The sequence below is a fragment of the Lactobacillus sp. ESL0701 genome (assembly GCF_029433445.1).
Lineage (GTDB): Bacteria > Bacillota > Bacilli > Lactobacillales > Lactobacillaceae > Lactobacillus.
The window spans coordinates 54552-75522 of record NZ_JAQTIC010000002.1 but is presented as its reverse complement, the minus strand read 5'-3'; the positions used below and the strand labels follow the sequence as shown (position 1 = coordinate 75522).

Below are 20971 nucleotides of genomic sequence, written 5' to 3'. Positions count from 1 at the left end.
TATTTATAAGCCACGTTCTGTTCCAGTAATTTTGGCAAAATTACCTTCAGCAGCCATCTATCTTTACTATTAAAGTAATCCAACCTTTAGTTCAATTTCTTAGGTTGAGACGCCCCCACCAAATTTGGGTTGCACGCTCGCAGGGTTTACCTCGTTCCACCAGCAGCGTTTCCACTGCTGCTTCGTCACTGTGGCACTTTTCAGGATAGTCATGCATATCAATAAGACGTAGCACTTTTTCCGCCGTAATTAAAAATTCTTTAGCTTATTGAGCTAAATACGAACACTACAAGCATCGCAGCTCGTGCGTGCGTGGACTTTCCTCAGCTCGGCACAAAGCCAAACCGCGACTGCTCAAAATTCACACTAAAAAAGATTATACCAAAAGAAATTACTTTTGTAACCCATAAACTTGTCTTTCCAAGTTATAAACTTTGCGTTCGAGTGCCGAAATGCGTTGAATTATCGCCATATTAGTCGAATTTTCGGTTTCTTGCTCGCTATCTGCAAAAGAGTTAAAAGTGCTGACTTGACTACTTGGAGTATACGTCCGGACTGTATCTTCAGTTGGCGCAACGCGGCGTGACTTTGGCTGTTCCGCGGTTTTTTCTTTTTGTCGGTCATTGATTAATTTTCCTTGCAAATCACCAATTTGACCATAAAGATCCTCGATAATTTGTTCAAAAGTATCATAATCCGCAATTACCTTGTCTAAAAAGGCGTCAACTTCGTTTGGGTCAATTCCCTTAACTTTAGTTCTGAATTGCTTTTTTAAAATATCCTGTGTGGATAATTGAATATCATTTAAATCTGGCATAGTGACGACAACTCCTTTATCATACCCTTTTATTTTAGCAAAAAGAGTGCGTGCTTAAAACCGCAAATTTAACTTTAAATAAACTTTTAAGTTATTCTGAACGGTTTTTTTCCGCCAGACTTTCTTGATATTCTTCAGCAGCATCTTGTAAATCATAAAAATCAATTAATTCTAGCGGATAATCCTTGGTTTCTTGGTGTTTTTTGATTAAATTATAATCAAATTTAGGTTTACCCGGATTTTCAGGATCATAAATCATTAATGCTTGATCCGTGTGCATCAGCATAAAATTTTGGTAGTTACGCAATTGAACTGGACTTTGATACGGATGACTTGATGTTGAGGCATAGAAGTCAACTTGATTTTTTAAATTAAGAAATTTGCCTTGGTTAGCTTCGTTCCAGCGTCCTGCGAATTCTTCATAAGGTATAATCATTGAAACCCGCAAAGGATAGTGGTCACGTAAGCTAATTGCAACTTCACTAGCCCATTGCTCAACGCCCAAGTTAGCACCAGTAATCACCCAATCAAGTTGACCGTCTTCTAGCCGCTCTACCATGCGCTTTTTAAGAACAAGCTTGATGATTTTAATCTTAGGGTCTTTATCGCCAAAAGTACTCAATTCGTAATTTCTGTAACCGGTAACCCATAGTCGTTGCATAGTGAAACAGATAGCTCCTTGTTCAAAAAAATTTTCTTTATTGCTATAATGCTAGCAGGAGTGAGATTAATGGTCAAATATCCAAGCGGCAGTTTAGCCGCATTTCGTAAATCAACTGAAGAACCCAAAATCCGTAAAAATTTTGAGCATCGTAAAAATGTTAGCTTTTCGGGACGTGGGATGACTTTAGAACAAATGATTAACGAATCAAATAAATATTATCGCCTAAAGGAAATGGCCGTTGTTCACAAAAAGCCAACGCCAGTGCAAATTGTGAAGGTAGATTATCCTAAGCGGTCACGAGCAGTAATTCGCGAAGCATATTTTCGCCAAGAGTCGACAACGGACTATAATGGAGTATATAAAGGTTATTATTTAGACTTTGAAGCTAAAGAAACCAAAAATAAAACAAACTTTCCGCTGAAAAACTTTCACGAACACCAAATTGTGCACTTAGCAGAATGTTTAAAGCAGCAGGGAATTTGTTTTACAATTATTGGTTTTACAAGCTTAAAACGGTATTTTGTCACTCCAGCTAGTTTTATTATTAAAGCTTGGTGGACTAAAGATAAAAGCTCAGTGACTTTACCCGAGGTAGAAAAGTGGTCAGTTGAAATTAAGAGTGGTTTTCAGCCTACGCTGCCCTATTTAATTGCTGTTGATCATTTTATTACAGATAGGAATATGAATAATGGCAAACAATAAATCTAGTTCAAATAATCAGCGCCAGTCGCGTCAAGAATATCGGCAAAAACAGCCCAAACCGTTGTGGCGGCGGATAGTTAAGTGGTGTCTGATAGCTGCATTACTGCTAATTGTTTCGGGAATTGGTCTTTTTGCATATTATGCAAAAGATGCACCTAATATTAGTCAGGCACAGCTTGAAAGCGGGGGTTCATCCGGCTTTTATACAACTAATGGTAAGTTTCTCTTATCGCTTGGTTCAGAAAAGCGCATCTACGTTAAGGACAGTCCTAAGCTGCAGCTGCTTAAGGATGCAATTGTATCGGTTGAGGATAAACGCTTCTATAAGGATAAGTTAGGTGTTGACCCAATTAGAATTGCTGGTTCAATGTTAACTAACGCCCAAAGCAAGAGCATTGCCGCTGGTGGGTCGACAATTACCCAGCAGCTAGTTAAACTAACTGTTTTTTCTACTAATGCTTCGCAAAGAACGCTGCGCCGGAAAGCTCAAGAGGCATGGCTGGCAATGAAAGTTCAACGCGAATATACACATGACCAAATTCTGGAATTTTACATTAATAAGGTTTACATGAATTACGGTAATTACGGGATTGGAACTGCTGCTAATTATTATTATGGTAAGAGTATTGGTGAACTTGACTTAGCTCAAACAGCTTTACTTGCAGGAATGCCTAATAGACCAACTGCTTATAATCCATATGCTTACCCGAAATATGCTAAATATCGCCGAAATATTGTTTTAGACGCAATGCTGGATAATAAGAAAATCACACAAGCCCAATATAATCAGGCACGCAAAGAAAGTGTTAAAAAAGGTCTTAAATATCATAGTCAAAAGGCGCAAACTAATTTGCGTAAAATTGATGATCCGTATATTAAGGAAGCAATCGCTGAAGTACAGGCAAAAGGCTTTGACCCCTACCGTGATAACCTCAAAATCACCGTCAATATTGATCAAAAAGCCCAAAACAAGCTTTATGAGCTTGCTAATAACGGTCAAGTACCATTTACTAGCGACCAAATGCAGGTTGGAGCTACCGTAGTTGATCCTAGCAGCGGTCATATTGTTGCGATTATCGGTGGTCGCCACTTACCTTCTGTTCAGTTAGGTCTTGACCGTGCCGTTCAGACTAGTCGTTCAACTGGATCTTCAATTAAACCAGTTCTTGACTATGGTCCAGCAATTCAGTATTTAAATTGGTCAACAGCCAAAATGCTGGATGATAGTAAATACTATTATCCTGGGACGAATGTTCAGCTTTATGACTGGGATAACAAGTACGATGGCATGATGACCATGCGTCATGCGTTAGAACAATCACGTAATGTTCCTGCTGTTAAGACGTTAAAGGAGGTTGGTGTTCCTAGAGCTGCTGCTTTTGCTCAAAAATTAGGAATTAATGTTCCAAAATCTTCCGGTTTATCAGTAGCGATTGGGGCAAATGCTTCAAGTATGCAGATGGCTGGTGCCTTTAGTGCCTTTGCGACGATGGGCGTTTACCATAAACCGCAGTTTGTTTCTAAAATTGAAACTCCAGATGGTTTAACAAGAAACTATGATTCTGCCGGCGTTCGAGTAATGAGCAAGTCTACTGCTTACATGATTACCGATATGCTTAAGGGTGTAATTAAAACTGGTTCTGGTACTAGTGCTAAAATTGCCGGCTTGCACCAAGCTGGTAAAACTGGTTCTGTTAAGTATTCCGATCAAGATTTAGCTCGCTACCCAAGCTATGCTTCTACACCCAAAGATTCTTGGTTTGTTGGGTATACCCAAAGCTATGTTATGGGCGTTTGGACGGGCTATGATAATCTAAAAGACGGAACAATTTCTGGGATTGGTCAACAATCTGCTCAATTATTGTATAAGAGCATGATGTCGTATCTGATGCAGAATAAGGCAAATGCTGATTGGCAAAAACCAGATTCTGTTATTCGGGCAAGAATTGCTAAAAATTCTAACCCACCTGAAGTTTCTACAAGTGGTCAGTGGCAATTGTTTGTTCGCGGACATGCTCCAAGTGGCATCGTTGATGATAGTAGCTACGATGAAGATGATGAAGAAACTGATACAAACAGCTCCAGTTCAACAACTAATACGCAGCAAAATCATGCCATTACTCAGCACCAACAGCAAAATGGTTCTACTGCGCAGTCCCATGATAGTCAGCATCATACAAATACACATCAGAATAACCAAAACAACCAAAATAACAACAATAATCAATCTGAACATCATCAGTCCAATGCTAATAATTCTTCATCAGGTTCAACAACTAATGAAGGATCGACGTCAACGACAGACAATAATTCAACTGCTAATAAGCAGCATCACTAAATCAGATTGATAATCAAAAAGCCTCACGGTTAATTACCGTGAGGCTTTTATTTTATTTAGTTAATTGGTTTATCCTTTGGGTAATTGCTGCTATTTCTTTAAGTTCGACCGACGGATCGGCAATCATCTGGTCACGTTTAAATTTAAGCAATGCAATCTCCTCTGCTCTATTATCACTATTTGCTTGCAAATAGGCGCCATTAAGTAATTGCCTATCTTGAATTTGCCATTTAGGAAAGTTGAGATCAGCCATAAACTGCTGGTCGTGTGACACGACAATTAGTGCAAACGGATAATTATTTATAAAATTAGTTAGTGCCGTAATTGAACCAATATCTAAAAAATTAGTCGGCTCATCAAGCAAAAGTAGGTTATGCCGACCTAACAAGATACGAGCTAAGTTAAAACAAACTAGCTGCCCACCACTTAACTGTCTAATTGACTCATTAAAGGCTGACTGTAAATTCAAGTCTCCCAATAGCTGCATTGTTATGCTGCGTGTAAAAATTGATTCGCGTAATAGTTTGTCTAGCACAGTTTCATTAGTTAATGAAGTTGTTAGATCCTGATTAAATAGTCCACTATCTAACTGCAGATTATAAAAGCCAGATAGTTGTTTATTGACCAACTTTTTCAAAAAAACCGACTTACCGCTGCCATTAGGCCCAACTAAGGCAATTTTACTGTTAGTTTGCAGTTTCAATTCATGAGCGACTGTAAATAATTTTTGCTGTTGCCAGTAAACAGACTGCGGCTTAATAGTCACTAAATTAGCTTTGATTGGTAGTTTTAACTTATTTAAATGTGCTGTAATATTTTTTAGCGTGATTTGATCATGTTCGTGGGGATGCTTAATTGCCTCATTTTCTGCGGCTATCTTCTTTGTTAGAATGCGGCTTTGTCTGAGTAGTTTTCGCTGTGTACCGCTGGCATCACCACGAGATTTCCAATCTGCAACTGAAATACCAGCTTTACGTTTGCGGGCAGTGTGACCCTGAGTTTGCTTACGTTGATATTCTTTTTGCAGTCGCTTGCGCTTTAATTCGTGTTGATGATTTTGGGCTTGTTGGTGTTCTTTCTTCTTGGCTAAAAATTGTTCATAAGCCGCAAAATTACCTTTATAGACTATGATTCTTTGTTCTTTTAATTCCCAAGTGAGATTAGTAACTGCATTCAGCAATTTTCGATCATGACTAATTATCAGCATAGGACAACTTAATTGCTGCAGATAGTTAATTAACCATACTTGTCCAGCTTTATCTAAGTTAGAAGTAGGCTCATCAAGTAATAGTACCCTGTTTCTTTGTCCCCCTAGCAGCTGAAAAGCCTGATTAAGTGCAGCCTTTTCTTTTTCACCACCACTTTGATCTGTCTGCGGTAATAATTGTGGTACGTAAATAGGTGAACAATTTTTAATAACTTGACCATGTGTATCTTCAGGTAATTGTAAAATTGTCTGCATTAAGGTCGTTTTGCCAACACCATTTGCTCCAATTAATCCGATTTTTTCATTGGTACTAATTTTTAAATTAGGAATGGTAAATAACTTTACTCCCTGATAATTAATTGTAAGATCAATAATTTTAATAAATTCCATAACTATCACACCTTAGTAATAATATTTTTAAATTATGGAATTTGTCCTAACAAAAGTTGATCTTTAACTAAAAATTGCTCTTGTTAGGCAATTTCCATCGCGTTTTGATTGACTAGTAAACTTCTCATCATAATCACTTCCTTGTAAACGAATTTGCCTTATGACATAACAGTATTTTTAATAATTTTATCATTAATTACCAAAATAAAAAAGGCATAGCTGAACCATGTCTTTTTAAGTTATCGTTGATACTTATTCTTTAATGTTTTACCGACTTGGCGCACAAACCAATTGGCGATACTTGGCGTGTCGTCATTGTGCCGTCCAGGAAAGCCTTTAGACAGTAAGTGAACTTGCGGATTACGCTTAACTAAAAACTCCCTAAGTTCCGTAAAGGCATTAGGATCGTAGTCATCATTTTCCATGTAACCCAATGCAAAGGTGGTATTGGTAAAATAACCATTGGAAAGTTTACGCCACATGTGGTTATTCATTTTCTTCTGGGCAGTTGTATCATTAGCTCCTTCATTAATTAAAACTAGATCACTGGCACACCTAAAATCTTCTGGGCGCTCAATGCTAATGTTTCCCGCAATGGTACCAATATTTAGTAAAATTTTGGCAATAACAATTGCACCAGGGTCTAATTGTGCCCCATAATACATTGCGCCATAGGTACCCATTGACATTCCTGATAATACTAAATCTTGATTAGTAAAGTTTAGCTTATGTAGGTAGCCTTTAATGACGGCAAGTACCTTTTGCTCGAAGTGATCAGAACCAATATAAAAGCCGCCGCCCTCATAACGCAAGTCACTAATCAATAGAAAAGGTGCGTGCAAGTTCTTCATCATTCGATAACCTTCAAACGATTCAGCCGTATGATAACCACTGAAAATAACGTTTAGCGGTGGCTTTAAGTCACCAGCATTAAACAAATAAGCAATATCCCCGCTCAAATGGCGGTCATCGTTTATTGTCTTAGCCCCAAGTACAATATTGCCGTACTTGCCAAGTGAGCGTCTAATATGAATATACCCTAGATGTAAATTTCCTTCACCGCGAACATAAAATTGGAGAATAAAATACGTTGCTTCTTTTAAGCCGGCAATAACTAACTTACCGTCGTGTAACTCTTTGCCACTTTTGCTAAACTTACCAATAATTTTGCTTTGATCTAGTGAAAAACACACGGCTTCAACCTTTAACTCAACTGATCCTAATTGTTGAAACTCAATAATGATATCTTCATCCATTTCAAGCGGTAAGTAGACACTATGGCGTAATTCTCCCAACTTAGTCCAGCCATCAGTTGCCGCAACTTTGAGGTCATAATAATTATTACCAACTAGCTTGGCATTAGCCATGAACTGTTTTTGTAAGACAAATTCAGCCAAAGTGATGCGGTACCCTTCACCGCGACCATAAAAATAATGATTAAGGGTAAACTGTAAGTTGCTTAAATCAGCGCCAAACTCGAGCTTAAAAGCCCCACGCAAATTGAGCAATCGTTGCACCTTACTAGATAATTTAGCCTGCTTACTATAAATTATCTGATTAGCGGGCAGTTGCTTTAACAATTCATAGTCTGTCAGCCATGGCGAAGTTTCATCTAGCAGAAAAAAAGCGTCAGAATAGTCTTCATTAAACTCTGATTTATTGAAAATTGGTTCTAAATCATTCTTGCGCAAATTAAAAGTGTCAGCCCAAACATAAGTAAAAGTTGTCAGAAATTTCGCAGTTAAATTATAGGATTGCTGCCCACTGTGGAACAGGTATCGTTTTACTTTCATTTAAATTAGACCTTTCCAGTTCTCGACTAATTTTTCCGCTGAAAATTGTTCAATTACTTTAACGTCCTCAATTGCTGCATCATTCCAAGCTGAAAATTCACTTAAAAAAGGTTCGAGCTGTTGCGCTAATTTAGCTGGCTGCTTAATGCAATAACCATTAACTCCTTCATGAACCACACCATTAGCCTGTTTAACTATCTGCGGAATACCAGCAGTAACTGCCTCCAGTTGTAAGGAAAAGTAAGTCTTATTTCCAGTATCTAAATACAGCCGGGCTTGCCGCAATAATTTTTTTCTTGCTTGATAATCGGCTAGTTCTTTAAAAGTAATACGATCAAATGCCGCTATTTGTTGCTGGGCTTTTTTGATAGCAGCTTCATTGCGCGGCTGCTTCTTGTCTAAATCGCTTAATTCTTGGTTAAATTGCTTGATTAAGATTTTAATTAATGCTTTTAAGAATTGACTGTGGATTAAATCAGTATCTGTGACAACCGTTACATTAGGATGAACAACTAGTAAATGAAGTAGTTGATATAAAATCTTGGTAGTGGCATCATAGCTGCTTTGTCCAATACGCCAATAAATCAGTTGCTCGGCTAAATAATTGCTGTTGCTAAATGAAAAATCAGGGAAATACGGCGCAATAATTCGAGTTTGTTCTTGGCTGACGGGATAATTAGCTAAAAAGCTATCTCTGACACTATCGTTAGGAAAAACGTAGGTGGCAGTATGCTGCTGTGCTTGATTAAATACATCTGCTGAAAACTGTGCCAAATCTTCCACTGAAAAATAAAAACGCTGCCCCACTAACTGTTCTTGTAAACTAATGCTAGTATTCCAAGCATCAGCAATGACCGGATCATTTAAATTAAGGTGCGGTTGGGTAAATTCAGCGATTATTTCAGCTAAATTAGCATACTTTCTTTTTTTAAATCGATCCTGCTGCGCTTTAGCAATCAAAATTTGTTTTTCGGTAGCCGTCATTACTAGATCATTTTGACAATTAAACCATTCTTTTTTAAATGGTTTTTTTGGCTTGGCGGTCGCAAAATAACTGCGACTGCTGCGAAAGCCGCGAATATCATATTGATCTCTAATTAATGATGAACCACTTATCTGCGTAACTGTGTCAATGCAGCCATTTTTAGTCAATTTGACCTGTAATGCTGGCTGATGATCACGGTAATATGTCACAATGCCGCTTTGGCTGTCGCCATAGGAAGGAACATAGGTAGCCGAAAGATTTAAATCCGTTAAGAATATGGGACTTCCGGGAACATCAATTCCCTGAATTTCATCAAAAATTATGCAGTAATGCTGGTTGGTAATACCAGCCTGTTTAAGCAATAATTCAGAATCAGGAAATTCATCAATTATAAGCAATTGGCAAGATAGTTTTGCCTTAGTAAAATTCGAATATAAGTTTAAAATGTTGTTTTCTTGGTAAAAATCATTTGTTACCCGTAAATTAGGAACTAAAGTTATCATTTTTTCACCTAATCATTAGTTTTTGGCCCACATATTAATGACATATTTACGTTCATTATTGAGCGTTTGATATTCTTGCTTGGCGGCATAGACAATTGTAATAATGATGAATGCATTACCGATAAACGGCGTCAAGTTAGCTAATTGGTGCCATTTAAGTCCCAATATTAGTGGCCATACACTAATCAAAATCAAAAATAAGCTGCTAATCCATGTTAGCCTGATAAAGTGCTTTAGTAAAAAGCTTTCTGTGTCAGCCCCAGCAACTGTTTCGTAGAAGTAACAACCAGATTCTTTTAATTCTCTCGCCTTAACACTTGGCTGCAGCGAGATAATACCGAAGATAAAGTTCAAAATTATAATTATCAGGATATAGAACAGAATGCCGCTTACCTGATTAAGTGATGTTAAACTAAGAACGATATTTTTAAATTTTTTAACATTGCCTGATAGCATTCGCGGCAACATAAATAATGTATTGGAAAACATAAAGGGCATTGCGCCGCCCAATAGTAAACGCAATGGAAAGAATGATTCCGCAAAATTGCTGGTTAACATTGGGTTGCGCAAAGGAAGCCGTTCCTCAGCTCTAGTCAAGGCTAGTCCGCACGGAATTAATAGAATAACAACTACGAAAACGATAATTAAATTGCTGGTTGTAAATTTGTAAGTTCCGTTGCCCCAACCATGCTTGAGAATTGTTGGCAATGATACTAACAGCTGCGGTAGCATCAGCATTGCCGAGCCACCAATTCCTTTCTCTGAATTAAGGTTAGCTAAAAAGACGGCAATCATTGCTCCCGCGATCAAAACGATAGTTGTTAATAAAAAGCTGACATTATGACCAAAAAAGCCAATATAAATCAGGGCAGGTCGTAAATTATAGGCATACATAATTCCTTGCAGAATTCCGAAAAATAGACTTAAAAAGTTAATTAAAATCCCGGTGTCGTGAGCTGACATGTTTCTTAACTTAGCAATATCTAATGAAGTTATTGCTTGTAAAACAATGTTGGCAGACATGTAGGGACCAATGCCTAGCATTAATAAAGATGGTCGACTAGTCTGCGCCCCAGTGTACATCCCAATTACCCGTAAAAGTGTATTCTTCCGCAAATAATGTTCCGCAATTTTAGTAGACACGAATGGAATAATGATAAACTGTCCCAAACAATAAACTGCCACCAAAAAAAGCAACCACAGAATTCGTTTTTGTAAAGTTCGCTTTTTCATTGGCGCATTGCCCTCCTATTTCTATTCTTTACCACAGCTGTTACTATGCAAAGTAAATCTGCATCCCTTCATCAGAGTTCCCGTCAGCGTCTGAACATAAGACGTTTTTCATTACCCGTTGAGCAATATCTTGCCGCATCTTCATAAAACTATTTAGCGCGTCTTCTTGATACTGATACATTGGATTACTTTGTCCCGTAGTTTTTTGCTCAGTTTCTACTCGTAAAGTTTCCAGTGTATCTACTTGCGTTACCCATGAATCATCAATTGCCTTTAAAATCGTTAATTTCTCATAATAATGCCAAGCTTCCGGATTTTTAAACTGCTTTCTTTTGTTGTCTAAAGCAGTAAGCATGATCTTTTTAAGCTCATGACGACAATTAGCTGTTGAACGATTAATATTAACTCGCGTTACAAATTCCGGATCAATATTCTTTAACAGATAATCCATAATTGTTGCTGTCTGCAGATTATCTTCGACTGCAAAATCATCAATTGCCTGCTCACTATTCTTAATCACTAATTCGTCTAGGTCCTGATATTCTTCCATAACTTGTGCCCGGGCATGATAAACAGCCTCTCGCTGCAGGCGCATAATCTCACCATATTGCAGGGTCATAAACCGTGAAGACTCATTTTGGTGGGCAACCTGCTTTTGCAAATTATCAAATAAATGCTGATAGCGAAAATGCCCAGTAATTTGTTGATCGGACTGTTCTTGATGGCGGCTAATTGTCTTACTAATTCTAGAAGACGGAAACTTATTAACTAGTTGATCCTGCAAAGAAGTATAAAAAATCGTCGTTCCTGGTTGTCCTTGCCGTCCAGCACGTCCTCTTAATTGATTGTCAATTCGCTTAATGCTCATTCGCTCGGTACCAATCACTAATAGACCGCCTAACTTTTTAGCCTCATCAGATAAGACAATATCTGTTCCGCGACCAGCCATTGAAGTTGAGACAGTTACCATCCCTACCTGTCCTGCAACAGCAATCATTGCTGACTCTTGTACAACACTGCGAGCATTTAACAAGTTGTGCGGAATATGTTCTCTGAATAATAAGTCAGAATATAAGTTAGATAATTCCAAAGACCCGGTTTCGATTAATATTGGGCGTCCTTTTTCATGGTTTTGTTTTACTAATTTTAACGAGCTTAATAATTTCGCCTGATTAGTGAAAAACATCTGGTCTGGCTTATCTTCCCGAATACTTTTCTTATTAGTCGGTACCTGAACAACGGCTAAGTTATAGATCCGCATTAATTCACTGCGATCAGTTAATGCCGTCCCAGTCATTCCTGCCAGACTTTTAAACATGCGAAAGAGATTTTGATAGGTGATTGTCGCAATGGCTTGCTGCTGGGGAGTTACTTCCAAGCCTTCCTTAACCTCAATTGCTTGGTGTAGACCTGCCTGTAACTGCATGCCATTCATCTTGCGACCATTATTGTCATCAATCAGGACAATTTTACCGTCATCGACCAAGTAGTCTTGATCACGCTGTAAAATGTAATTAGCTTTAAGAGCTAGATATAAATAACGATAAATGTCAGCGTATTTTTGCGCTAGAATATTAGGCACGCCATAAAATTCGCTGGCTCGTTTAATTCCAGCCTTCAAAAACCAGACTTTCTTTCGGTCTTTGCTATAAGCAAAATCACGTTTCTCTTTTGCGGTCTTAATAAAGGTATCTGCTAACTTAGGATAATTTGATTGTCCTTTAGGCCGACCAGAAATTACTAACGGCGTTGAGGCAAGATCTAATAAAACCGCGTCAACTTCGTCAATTAGAGCAAACTTAAAGGGCGGCATAAATTGCTTTTCAGTTGTTGATACGAGGTTATTAGTCAAATAGTCAAAGCCAAAGGTGCCACTATCGGTATAAACAATATCGGCTTGGTAAATTTCTTGCTTTTGCTCGTTATCGGTCGCGTCTTCACTATTATAGCTGACAGTCAAGCCCAACCAGCGATATACTCGCCCCATATTAGTTGCGTCACGCTTTGCCAAGTACGAATTAGCTGTAACCAAAAAGTTACCAGGACCTGTTAAGCCATGCAAAAACATTACCATCGTTGCGGTAAGTGTCTTGCCCTCGCCAGTTTTCATCTCGATGACATTATTGTAGTGCATTGCCACGGCTCCAAAAATTTGCACCTTAAACGGACGTAAACCTAAGACGCGTTCATCTGCAATGCAAACTAAGGCGTAAGCTTGCACTAAGAGTGAATTAAGTGAGGCACCTTGCTGGTACTGCCGCCGCAATTTTTTGGTTTTAGCCTTAATTTCATCATCACTTAGCTCAGCAAACCGGTCGCGCAACTTCATAACTTGTGTAGTCTTTTGCCAATAGCGATGATTTTTCAAATATGACTTCATGTTTTTTCTCAGATTATCTAATTAATAGTTGAATTAACGGGTAAACCGCGCCAATAATAATTCCCAGCCCCAATAGTAAACTAACCAAGATGGTCAATTTTTCCGTTTTTGTCTTCTGGGTCTTTTTAATTATTGGGTACTTCTTTTCTTCATTTCCAAACTGCTTTTGGATTTTTTCATCAAGTGGACTTTTCATTAAATCAGCCTCCTCGTTAATATTAAAAGCTGAAATTAACTATTACGACTTTAAAAGTGGCTTTAACTGGGTAACAATAGTTTTTGTTAAATTATCATGTGCCGGTTGATTAATGAGCTGATATAACTCAGCATCAGTCAATAGCTGTCTTAATTGTTTAACTAACCGCGTTAAATCAGCAGCACTTAATCTAAACTGCCCATTTTGATCAAGCGGCAATGTAATGAACATATGGTTGTAACTTTTGTTAAAATTCAAGCGCTGCACCACATTCGCTTTTGTCTGAAGGTGCAGTAACAATGGTTTATTGCTGTGTTTCTTAGTTTGAATTTTAATTAAGCAAAATGCTGCAGTGCAGCTTAGCTGGATATCCCATTTGCTCATTGTTTTAGTTTTAGCAAGGATAACAGCAGTAAATTCAAACTTTTGGTTGTTTAAATTAATTAAATCAAGTTGATAATTCCTTGTTTGCGGTAAGACCGTGAACACACCGCTCTTTTGCTCAAAAACATCGTGCTTAATCTGACCATTAGTATCATCAAATTGCGTGACTGCTAATGATAGTGAATTGTGAGGCTGTTCAGTACTACTAATAAAAAATTGGTATCTTTGCTTAGCTTCAAGTATTGGTAAATACATACTTGGAATTTCATCAAGAGCCAAGTGCGCATTACGCCAAGTAATTAATGGCTGACCGGGCGATAAAATGGCATTTTCGTAACTAATTTTATCGTTGCCAAAATTAATCTTAGCCCCGTAAGTGTAGAGATAGAACAAATTTAAGGGACAAAAAAAGAGATAGACATTTCCCACAATCTTAGACCTCATAATCATCAAATAAATCAATGAACGATAACTATAATATTCATTGATATACTGAGATTATTATAACATAAACCACCTATATTTATTACAAAATTTGAATATATAAAAACACCCAATATTTATCTTGGATGTGATAAATATTGGGATGTTTTAATTAATAATTCTAATGATTAATTAAATATTACCTGCGGCAACATAGATACCTTTACCAATGTAGATGAAGTCTCTGCCTCTAATCCGCTTGATAGTATATGCCTTAACTAACTTGCCTTTCTTCATTACCTTTCTGTTCATCCGGTGACCCTTCTTATTGTAGTAGAAGGCATTATGAACTAAGCGGCGCTTAATTCCGGCAATATTACCTGCAGCAACGTATCTACCTTTACCAATGCTGTAGAATTTCCGACCTTTAATTACTTTAACGCCGTAAATTCTGATGGTCTTTCTTCTTCTTAAGACTTTCTTGCCAACACGCTTGCCCTTCTTGTTGTAGATGTAAGCATTGTGGATCAAAAGTTTATCTTCAGGAGCATAGCTGTTGCTGCCACTATTTGAAGCTGAATTGCTTGCGGAATTAGATGCGGAAGTGCTAGTTGAACCTGGATTTGATGTTGAAGTCGAGGTTGAGTTGCTCGATTGCGACATAGTCGTACTGGTTGAAGTAGAAGTACTTGCACTAACAGAACCAGACAGACTAACTGAAGTCGATGAAATACCAGCTAAACTATCACTAATTGAAGTTGATGTAGATTGGCTAACCGATTGACTTTGCGAAGCTAAACTAGTTGAAGTAGAAGCACTTACTGAACTTAAACTGCTTGATGCTGTTGATGCTGAATTAGATAGACTTGCTGAAGCATTATTTTCAGCTGTACTTTCACTATTTGCTAGTGATTCTGACGTACTGGTTGACGCATTTTCACTATTTTCAATACTAGTTGAAGTTGATGCACTCTCACTAGCTAAACTACTACTAAGTGATGCACTTGCTGAACTTAAGCTTGCTGAAGCAGCTGATGATGCTTCGGTTAAACTAGAAGTCATTTCACTTGCAGCTGTACTCAAACTTGATGCAAGTGATTCTGAAGTACTGGTTGAAACACTTTGACTATTTACAACACTAGTTGAAGTTGCCGCACTCTCACTAGCTAAACTGCTGCTAAGTGATTGACTTAATTCGATCAAACTACTTGATACAGCTGTACTCTCACTAAGTGAATTAGCTTGACTAGCTGAAAGCGAAGAAGCCGCACTTTCCGAAGCAGCTGATAATGATGATAATTGCTCCGATGTGTAACTAGTGTTAGCTTCAGAAAGCGATGAACTATCACTAATAGAATTACTTACACTGGCTGAAGTACTGGTTGAAGCAGCTGATGATGCAGAAGTAGATACACTAGCTAAACTTTCAGACGTACTACTTTCAATTATACTTGCGCTACTTGAAAGTGACGCTAAAGTACTGGTGGACTTACTCTGACTATCAAAAATACTGGTTGACGTTGATGCACTCTCACTAGCTAAATTTTGACTAGCTGAAGTACTTGCTTCTTCTAGGCTAGTTGAAGCTGATGCTGATTCAGCAGCCAAACTAGAAGCAAGGCTACTTGCAGCTGAACTTGCACTATTAACGAGTGATTCAGCCATGCTGATTGATGAACTTAAACTATCAATAATGCTAGTTGACATTGATTGACTAGCTGCAGCACTTACGCTGGCTAAACTTTGGCTGGCTGATACACTTGCTGCCTCTAAGCTTGCTGAAGCTTCAGTTGATGCACTGACTACCTCAGATGCATTTTTACTTGCAACTAAACTTATACTTGTTGAAACTGATTGAACAACACTTGCCAGGTGACTTTCACTAGTTGATGTGCTTTGAGATTCAGATACTGAAGTTGACATGAACTTACTAATCGAAGCTGAAGCCGATTCACTAGCATAGCTCAGGCTTTGTTCAGCAGATAAACTGTAACTTGCTTGAGCACTGTATACTTCCAATAACGAAGTTGATGCACTTGCTGATATAGAAGCAATAACACTACTTAAACTAGCTGAAAGTGACGCACTAGCAGAAATCAAACTAGTTGATGCAGATTCACTAAGACTAGTTACAGTACTAATGCTTGCGGAAACTGTACTTGATAAACTAGTCGAAACTGATGCGAGTTCACTTGAAGTGTATCCGCTATCAGCGCTAGACATTGATGTACTTAAACTTGCCGAAGTGCTTTGACTAAGTGAAGCAAGAGTTGAAGCTGCAAGTGAAGCGCTAGTTGAAATTGAGTTTACTGTGCTGGTAGCAGTGCTTAAACTGGCTGAAGCTGAATCTTCTAAACTAGTTGATAATGAACTAGCCACACTTTCAGCATAACTCATACTGGTTGACAGTGAACTTTCCAAACTAGTTGATAGTGAATTAATGCCACTAATAGCAATACTTTCACTGGTTGAAATTGATGTTTCCAGACTAGCTGAAACACTTTCACTGGCAACAGCTGATACACTAGAAAGAATACTTTGCACGGCACTTAAGCTTTGTGACAGTGAGGTTGCAACACTTGTTGATTCACTTGCTAAATTTGAAGTTGATTCCGAAACAACTGTCGATAAACTAGCACTTGCACTACTTAATGATGTTGAAATTGAAGTAGAAGCTGAATTGTACGAGTCAAGTAAACTCTGTGAAGTTGATGCACTTAGACTAGCAATACTTTCTGAAATAGAAGTGCTGGTTGAAGCCAAACTCTCGCTTTGCTCAGATAAGCTGGTTGAAAGTGATGCCGACAGGCTGCTTAAACTGGCTGAAGTTGACGTACTGATAGTTGAAGCTGAGGTGCTGGTGCTAGTTGATGCACTTACACTTGCTGAAATAACAGTAGAAAGACTAGCTGATAGATTTGATAATTGTTCTGAGGTATATTCTTCATTTGCCTCAGATCTAGATGTACTTTCACTAGCACTAGTTGATTCACTTTCAGAAATCAAATTCGATAAACTAGTTGACAGTGACGCAGAATCAAGGCTTTCCTGACTGGTACTGAGTGAGAACAGTTTTGAAAAACTAGTTGACAGTGACTCAAGCGTGCTGGCGAGTAAGCTAGCACTAGTTGAAGCTGATGACAATAAACTAGTCGAAACAGAGTTAGCATAGCTTACTGCCGTTGACAAACTAGTTGAAGCCGAATTAACCAAACTAGTCGATAATGATGCAGCTTGACTTTCTACTAAACTTTGTTGAGTAGATTGTGAGGCAACTAAACTATTTGAAATTGAAGTTGCCGTACTTGTCGCGATACTCAAACTAGTTGAGACTGAATTAACCAAACTAGTTGAAAACGACGCAAGTTGACTAGCTGATGTACTTAAACTGTTAATCATTGAAGTTTGGACACTAGTTGAAACTGAATCAGCAAAGCTAGTTACAATGCTCAAACTAGTTGAGTTAGAAGCAACCAAACTAGCTGAAATTGAAGTTGCGGTACTTGCCGCAGCACTTGCTGCGGCACTCAAACTAGCTGAAGTTGAAGCTGAAGCTGATGCTAGATCGGAAAGAAAATCTTTAGTTCCCCAACTTTGATCTTTAGTTAATGAAGTTGATTGCGATTTCTTAACGGTTGTTGATTCAGATAACTGATCACTTTGTGAACCAGTAGTTGATGAGTTACTTGTACTTGACTGACTAACTGATTGAGCAGTTGCTTCTGAAGTACTTGAAGAATTAGAGTTAGAATTAGTTGTACTCTGTGATGAAGCGCTTTGTGAAGCAGGGATTGCTGCTGATTTAGCATTTGCCAGAACATCATCAGTGGTCGTCACCTTACCTGTTGTTACATTTGCAGCGTGAGTAACACTGGGTGACACAGCTAGACCACCGAGGATACCACCAATTGTAGCTGTACCAGCTGCAGCAATATTTCTAGCTAATTTATGGACTTTATGTTTTTGCGTTTTATTTAAGAGACTTTGTTTCTTTTTATGATTTGAGCTCATTATAAACTTCTCCTTAATAATAAATCTACTATATAGTATATATATTTATACCACTTTTATTATATAGCTAAATTTAATAATAATGCCAAAAAAGGCTATTAAATAACACTGCTAGATCGAAACGCATACACAGCTTTAGACTATGCAAAATCATGGCATACAAATAACACGTTAACTTTTAAAATAGCAAATAAAAAAACGCTGCTTATATAAAAATATAAACGACGTTTTTTATAAAACTAATTCTATTAAAAATTTTTACTATATTATTTCAAATACGTATATGGGTTCTCTTTATCGCGAGCGGTCATCGAGTAACGTCCAAATAAAATCATGGCGTGGTGCGTATGAATCCATTCGTCAGGTGGCAAAATTTCTTCCAACCTTTTTTCAATTTCAAGTGGTTTGGCATTCTGTGGTACAATGTGAAATCGCTTGGAAATGCGGGCAACATGAGTATCAACCGCAATTGCTGGTACACCAAAGCCATCTGCTAGAACAACATTAGCTGTTTTGACACCAACTCCGGGTAAGGTTACCAATGTCTTCTTGTCTTCAGGAATTTGGCAATTATATTTATCAACTAAAATTTGTGCTGTTTCCTTGAGGTACTTGGCCTTTGAATGATACAAGCCAATCTTAGAAATATGATCTTCAATATCTGCAATCGTTGCCTGTGCCAGTTCCACGGGTGTCGGATAATCAGCAATGAATTTGGGCATTACCCGATTAACCATTTTATCAGTTGTTTGGGCACTCATTAGGACCGCGCAAAGCAAGTGAAAATTATTGTCCCATATTAGTTCACTTTTGGCATCAGGATACATCTTATTAATTGTACGCAATACTTTGCGTGCTTCTTCAGTGCTTAACAATTCTTCTTGTGACATTAACGGTTCCTTTGTAAAAACTTTTGAACTTGCGCGACGGTTTTGAGATTATGTCTTTGCCAATTTAACAAAATGCGATCAACATACTTTAAGCTGTATGCTTGCGACAAAACCGCTTCTCGCAATGCTAATTTAATAATTTCTGGATCATAGTGGTCAACACTAAGCCAGGCAGCAATTTCTTCGCGTTCGATTGGACTTAAATAGCGCCCAAACTCGATTTCAAACTGCCTTGCCAGTGTACTAAGTGGATTATTATCAAGACTATCACTAACTTTTTCGGTGTGATCCTGATGACTTTTAACCATTACGTTAGCGGTTAAAAAGTCATCAAGCTTATGGTAAAGGTTAGCTAAATTATAAAAATTTCCAATTCGACCTTGTTTGTCAGTTAATTGGTCGATGGTTAAATAATTTTGGTCAATCAGCTGTTGAATAATGCTGGCTACCTCACCAGTTGAGAGATTAGTATTGGCAGCGATTTGTTCATTTGTTGGGAAGTTCTCTCCTTTTTGGGCAAAAGCCTCTAACTGAATGATTAGAATTAATTCAGGATCACTAATTTTAAGCTGTGGGTAATAGGCAATTAAACCGTTCTGCAGTGTAGTAAAACCTAATTTGCGAAAATCATTGTAGTGCAATTAAATTCTCCCCTTTAAAAAAGTTGAACTAAAAATTTTAGTCCAACTTTTAATTATATTCTATTAGTAACTCTATGGCTCAATACGGTTAATCATTCTTGGGAATGGAATAGCTTCACGAACATGGTCTAATTTACAGATCCAAGCAATTACCCGTTCAAAGCCCATGCCGAAGCCAGAGTGCGGCACACTACCGTACTTACGCAAATCAAGGTACCAGCTGTAGTCATCTTCGTTTAAGCCAGCTTCAGCGATTTGCTTCTTCAAAATTTCATAGTCGCTTTCACGTTCTGAGCCACCCATGATTTCACCATAACCTTCAGGTGCTAAAACATCAGCACATAGGTATTCCTTAGGATTTTCTGGGTTCTTCTTCATGTAAAATGGCTTAATAACTGTTGGGTAATTTACGATAAAGAATGGTCGATCAAATTTTTCAGAAATGAAAGCTTCATCAGGAGAACCAAAGTCATCGCCCCACTTGAAGTCACGACCAGCTTCTTGAAGCATCTTAACAGCATCATCGTATGACAAACGAGTGTAGTTGCCTTCTGCAGCTGGTTCAAGCTTCTTAGGATCACGACCTAAAAGTTCTAGTTCGTATTGGCAGTTATCAAGTACTTGCTTAACAACATAGGACAAGAATCTTTCTTGAATATCAAGTGATTCATCTTGATGCATCCATGCCATCTCTGGTTCCATCATCCAAAATTCTGTCAAATGACGTCTAGTCTTGGATTCTTCAGCTCTAAATGTTGGTCCAAAGGTGAAGATTTTACCAAAAGCTTCAGCACCAACTTCGCCGTATAATTGACCTGATTGTGATAAGTAAGCATCCCCACCAAAGTATTCAGTATGGAATAATTCAGTAGTACCTTCTGGTGCAGAATGCATGAAAATTGGCGCGTCAAATTTAACGAAGCCTTCATTTTCAAAGAAATCAACTGTTGCTTTGAAAATGACGTTTCTAATGCGCATAATTGCAAATGGACGCCGACTTCTTAACCATAAGTGACGGTGATCGAGTAAAAAGTCGATTCCGTGTTCCTTGTTTGTAATTGGGTAGCCTTCATTGTTAGTGACAACTTTTAAGTCCGAAATTTGAATTTCGTAGCCAAAGTGAGACCGTTCATCTTGATGAACAGTACCTTTAATGTAGAAGCTAGCTTCTTGGTGCAATGATTTTGCGGCTTCAAATACCTCTTCGGAAACGTCATTTTTCCGAAGAACTCCTTGGAAAAATGCGGTACCATCACGCAATTGCAAGAAAACAATTTTTCCACTTGAACGTTTGTCTGTCAGCCAAACATGCATCTCAACTTCTTCGTCAACATGCTTGGAGCAGTCTCTAATTGAAATTAATTCTGTCATAAATTCTTATTCCACTTTCCTTATTGTATCAACTTAATCATAC

General features: G+C 38.0%; 15 protein-coding genes and 1 other RNA gene. 2 read left to right on the top strand and 14 right to left on the bottom strand.

The window, feature by feature from the left end:
• Nucleotide 1: 1 nt before the first annotated feature.
• The 3 genes from rnpB to PT281_RS01790 all read right to left on the bottom strand — a co-directional run bounded on the left by rnpB (nt 2) and on the right by PT281_RS01790 (nt 1478).
• An RNA gene (rnpB, locus tag PT281_RS01800) (RNase P RNA component class B) lies at nt 2-362 on the bottom strand.
• Between the two features lie 29 nt (nt 363-391).
• A complete protein-coding gene (locus tag PT281_RS01795; RefSeq protein WP_277151500.1) occupies nt 392-817 on the bottom strand; it encodes a DivIVA domain-containing protein in 426 nt (141 codons plus the stop codon).
• A 91-nt stretch (nt 818-908) separates the two neighbouring features.
• Nucleotides 909-1478, bottom strand: coding sequence for a DUF1273 domain-containing protein (locus PT281_RS01790; protein WP_277151498.1), 570 nt, complete (start codon nt 1476-1478; stop codon nt 909-911).
• A 69-nt stretch (nt 1479-1547) separates the two neighbouring features.
• On the opposite strand from PT281_RS01790, the gene recU reads away from it, so the two are divergent.
• Both recU and PT281_RS01780 read left to right on the top strand, forming a co-directional pair.
• Entirely contained in the window at nt 1548-2183 is a 636-nt protein-coding gene (gene recU, locus PT281_RS01785; protein ID WP_277151496.1) for a Holliday junction resolvase RecU, read from the top strand.
• Nucleotides 2170-4521 (top strand): transglycosylase domain-containing protein, encoded by a 2352-nt coding sequence (locus PT281_RS01780; RefSeq protein ID WP_277151494.1) that lies wholly within the window; start codon nt 2170-2172, stop codon nt 4519-4521. Before recU ends, PT281_RS01780 begins: the two co-directional genes overlap by 14 nt.
• Nucleotides 4522-4573: 52 nt before the next feature.
• On the opposite strand, the gene PT281_RS01775 is transcribed toward PT281_RS01780, so the two are convergent.
• From PT281_RS01775 to asnS, 11 genes are all read right to left on the bottom strand, one after another.
• Nucleotides 4574-6118: an ATP-binding cassette domain-containing protein gene (locus PT281_RS01775; protein WP_277151493.1), complete on the bottom strand. Its 1545-nt coding sequence runs from the start codon at nt 6116-6118 to the stop codon at nt 4574-4576.
• 239 nt (nt 6119-6357) lie between these two features.
• Entirely contained in the window at nt 6358-7911 is a 1554-nt protein-coding gene (asp2, locus tag PT281_RS01770) for an accessory Sec system protein Asp2 (RefSeq protein WP_277151491.1), read from the bottom strand.
• Entirely contained in the window at nt 7912-9399 is a 1488-nt protein-coding gene (asp1, locus tag PT281_RS01765) for an accessory Sec system glycosyltransferase Asp1 (protein ID WP_277151489.1), read from the bottom strand.
• 15 nt (nt 9400-9414) lie between these two features.
• A complete protein-coding gene (locus tag PT281_RS01760) occupies nt 9415-10632 on the bottom strand; it encodes a hypothetical protein (protein WP_277151487.1) in 1218 nt (405 codons plus the stop codon).
• A 43-nt stretch (nt 10633-10675) separates the two neighbouring features.
• The gene (gene secA / locus PT281_RS01755; protein ID WP_277151485.1) at nt 10676-13012 is read right to left on the bottom strand and encodes a preprotein translocase subunit SecA; all 2337 of its coding nucleotides are present in this window, start codon (nt 13010-13012) and stop codon (nt 10676-10678) included.
• A gap of 13 nt (nt 13013-13025) precedes the next feature.
• On the bottom strand, nt 13026-13208 hold the full coding sequence (locus tag PT281_RS01750; protein WP_277151483.1) for a hypothetical protein: 183 nt from the start codon (nt 13206-13208) through the stop codon (nt 13026-13028).
• A gap of 42 nt (nt 13209-13250) precedes the next feature.
• Complete coding sequence (locus PT281_RS01745; protein WP_277151482.1) at nt 13251-14021, bottom strand: accessory Sec system protein Asp3; 771 nt, start codon at nt 14019-14021, stop codon at nt 13251-13253.
• 186 nt (nt 14022-14207) lie between these two features.
• Nucleotides 14208-18026, bottom strand: coding sequence for an SLAP domain-containing protein (locus PT281_RS01740; RefSeq protein WP_277151480.1), 3819 nt, complete (start codon nt 18024-18026; stop codon nt 14208-14210).
• A gap of 266 nt (nt 18027-18292) precedes the next feature.
• Nucleotides 18293-18916: an endonuclease III gene (gene nth, locus PT281_RS01735; RefSeq protein ID WP_277151478.1), complete on the bottom strand. Its 624-nt coding sequence runs from the start codon at nt 18914-18916 to the stop codon at nt 18293-18295.
• Nucleotides 18916-19557, bottom strand: a complete 642-nt coding sequence (locus tag PT281_RS01730) for a DnaD domain protein (protein WP_277151476.1) — start codon at nt 19555-19557, stop codon at nt 18916-18918. Before PT281_RS01730 ends, nth begins: the two co-directional genes overlap by 1 nt.
• A gap of 72 nt (nt 19558-19629) precedes the next feature.
• Nucleotides 19630-20928 carry an asparagine--tRNA ligase gene (asnS, locus tag PT281_RS01725; protein WP_277151474.1) on the bottom strand — a complete coding sequence of 433 codons (1299 nt, stop codon included), beginning with the start codon at nt 20926-20928 and terminating at the stop codon, nt 19630-19632.
• Between the last annotated feature and the right edge of the window lie 43 nt (nt 20929-20971).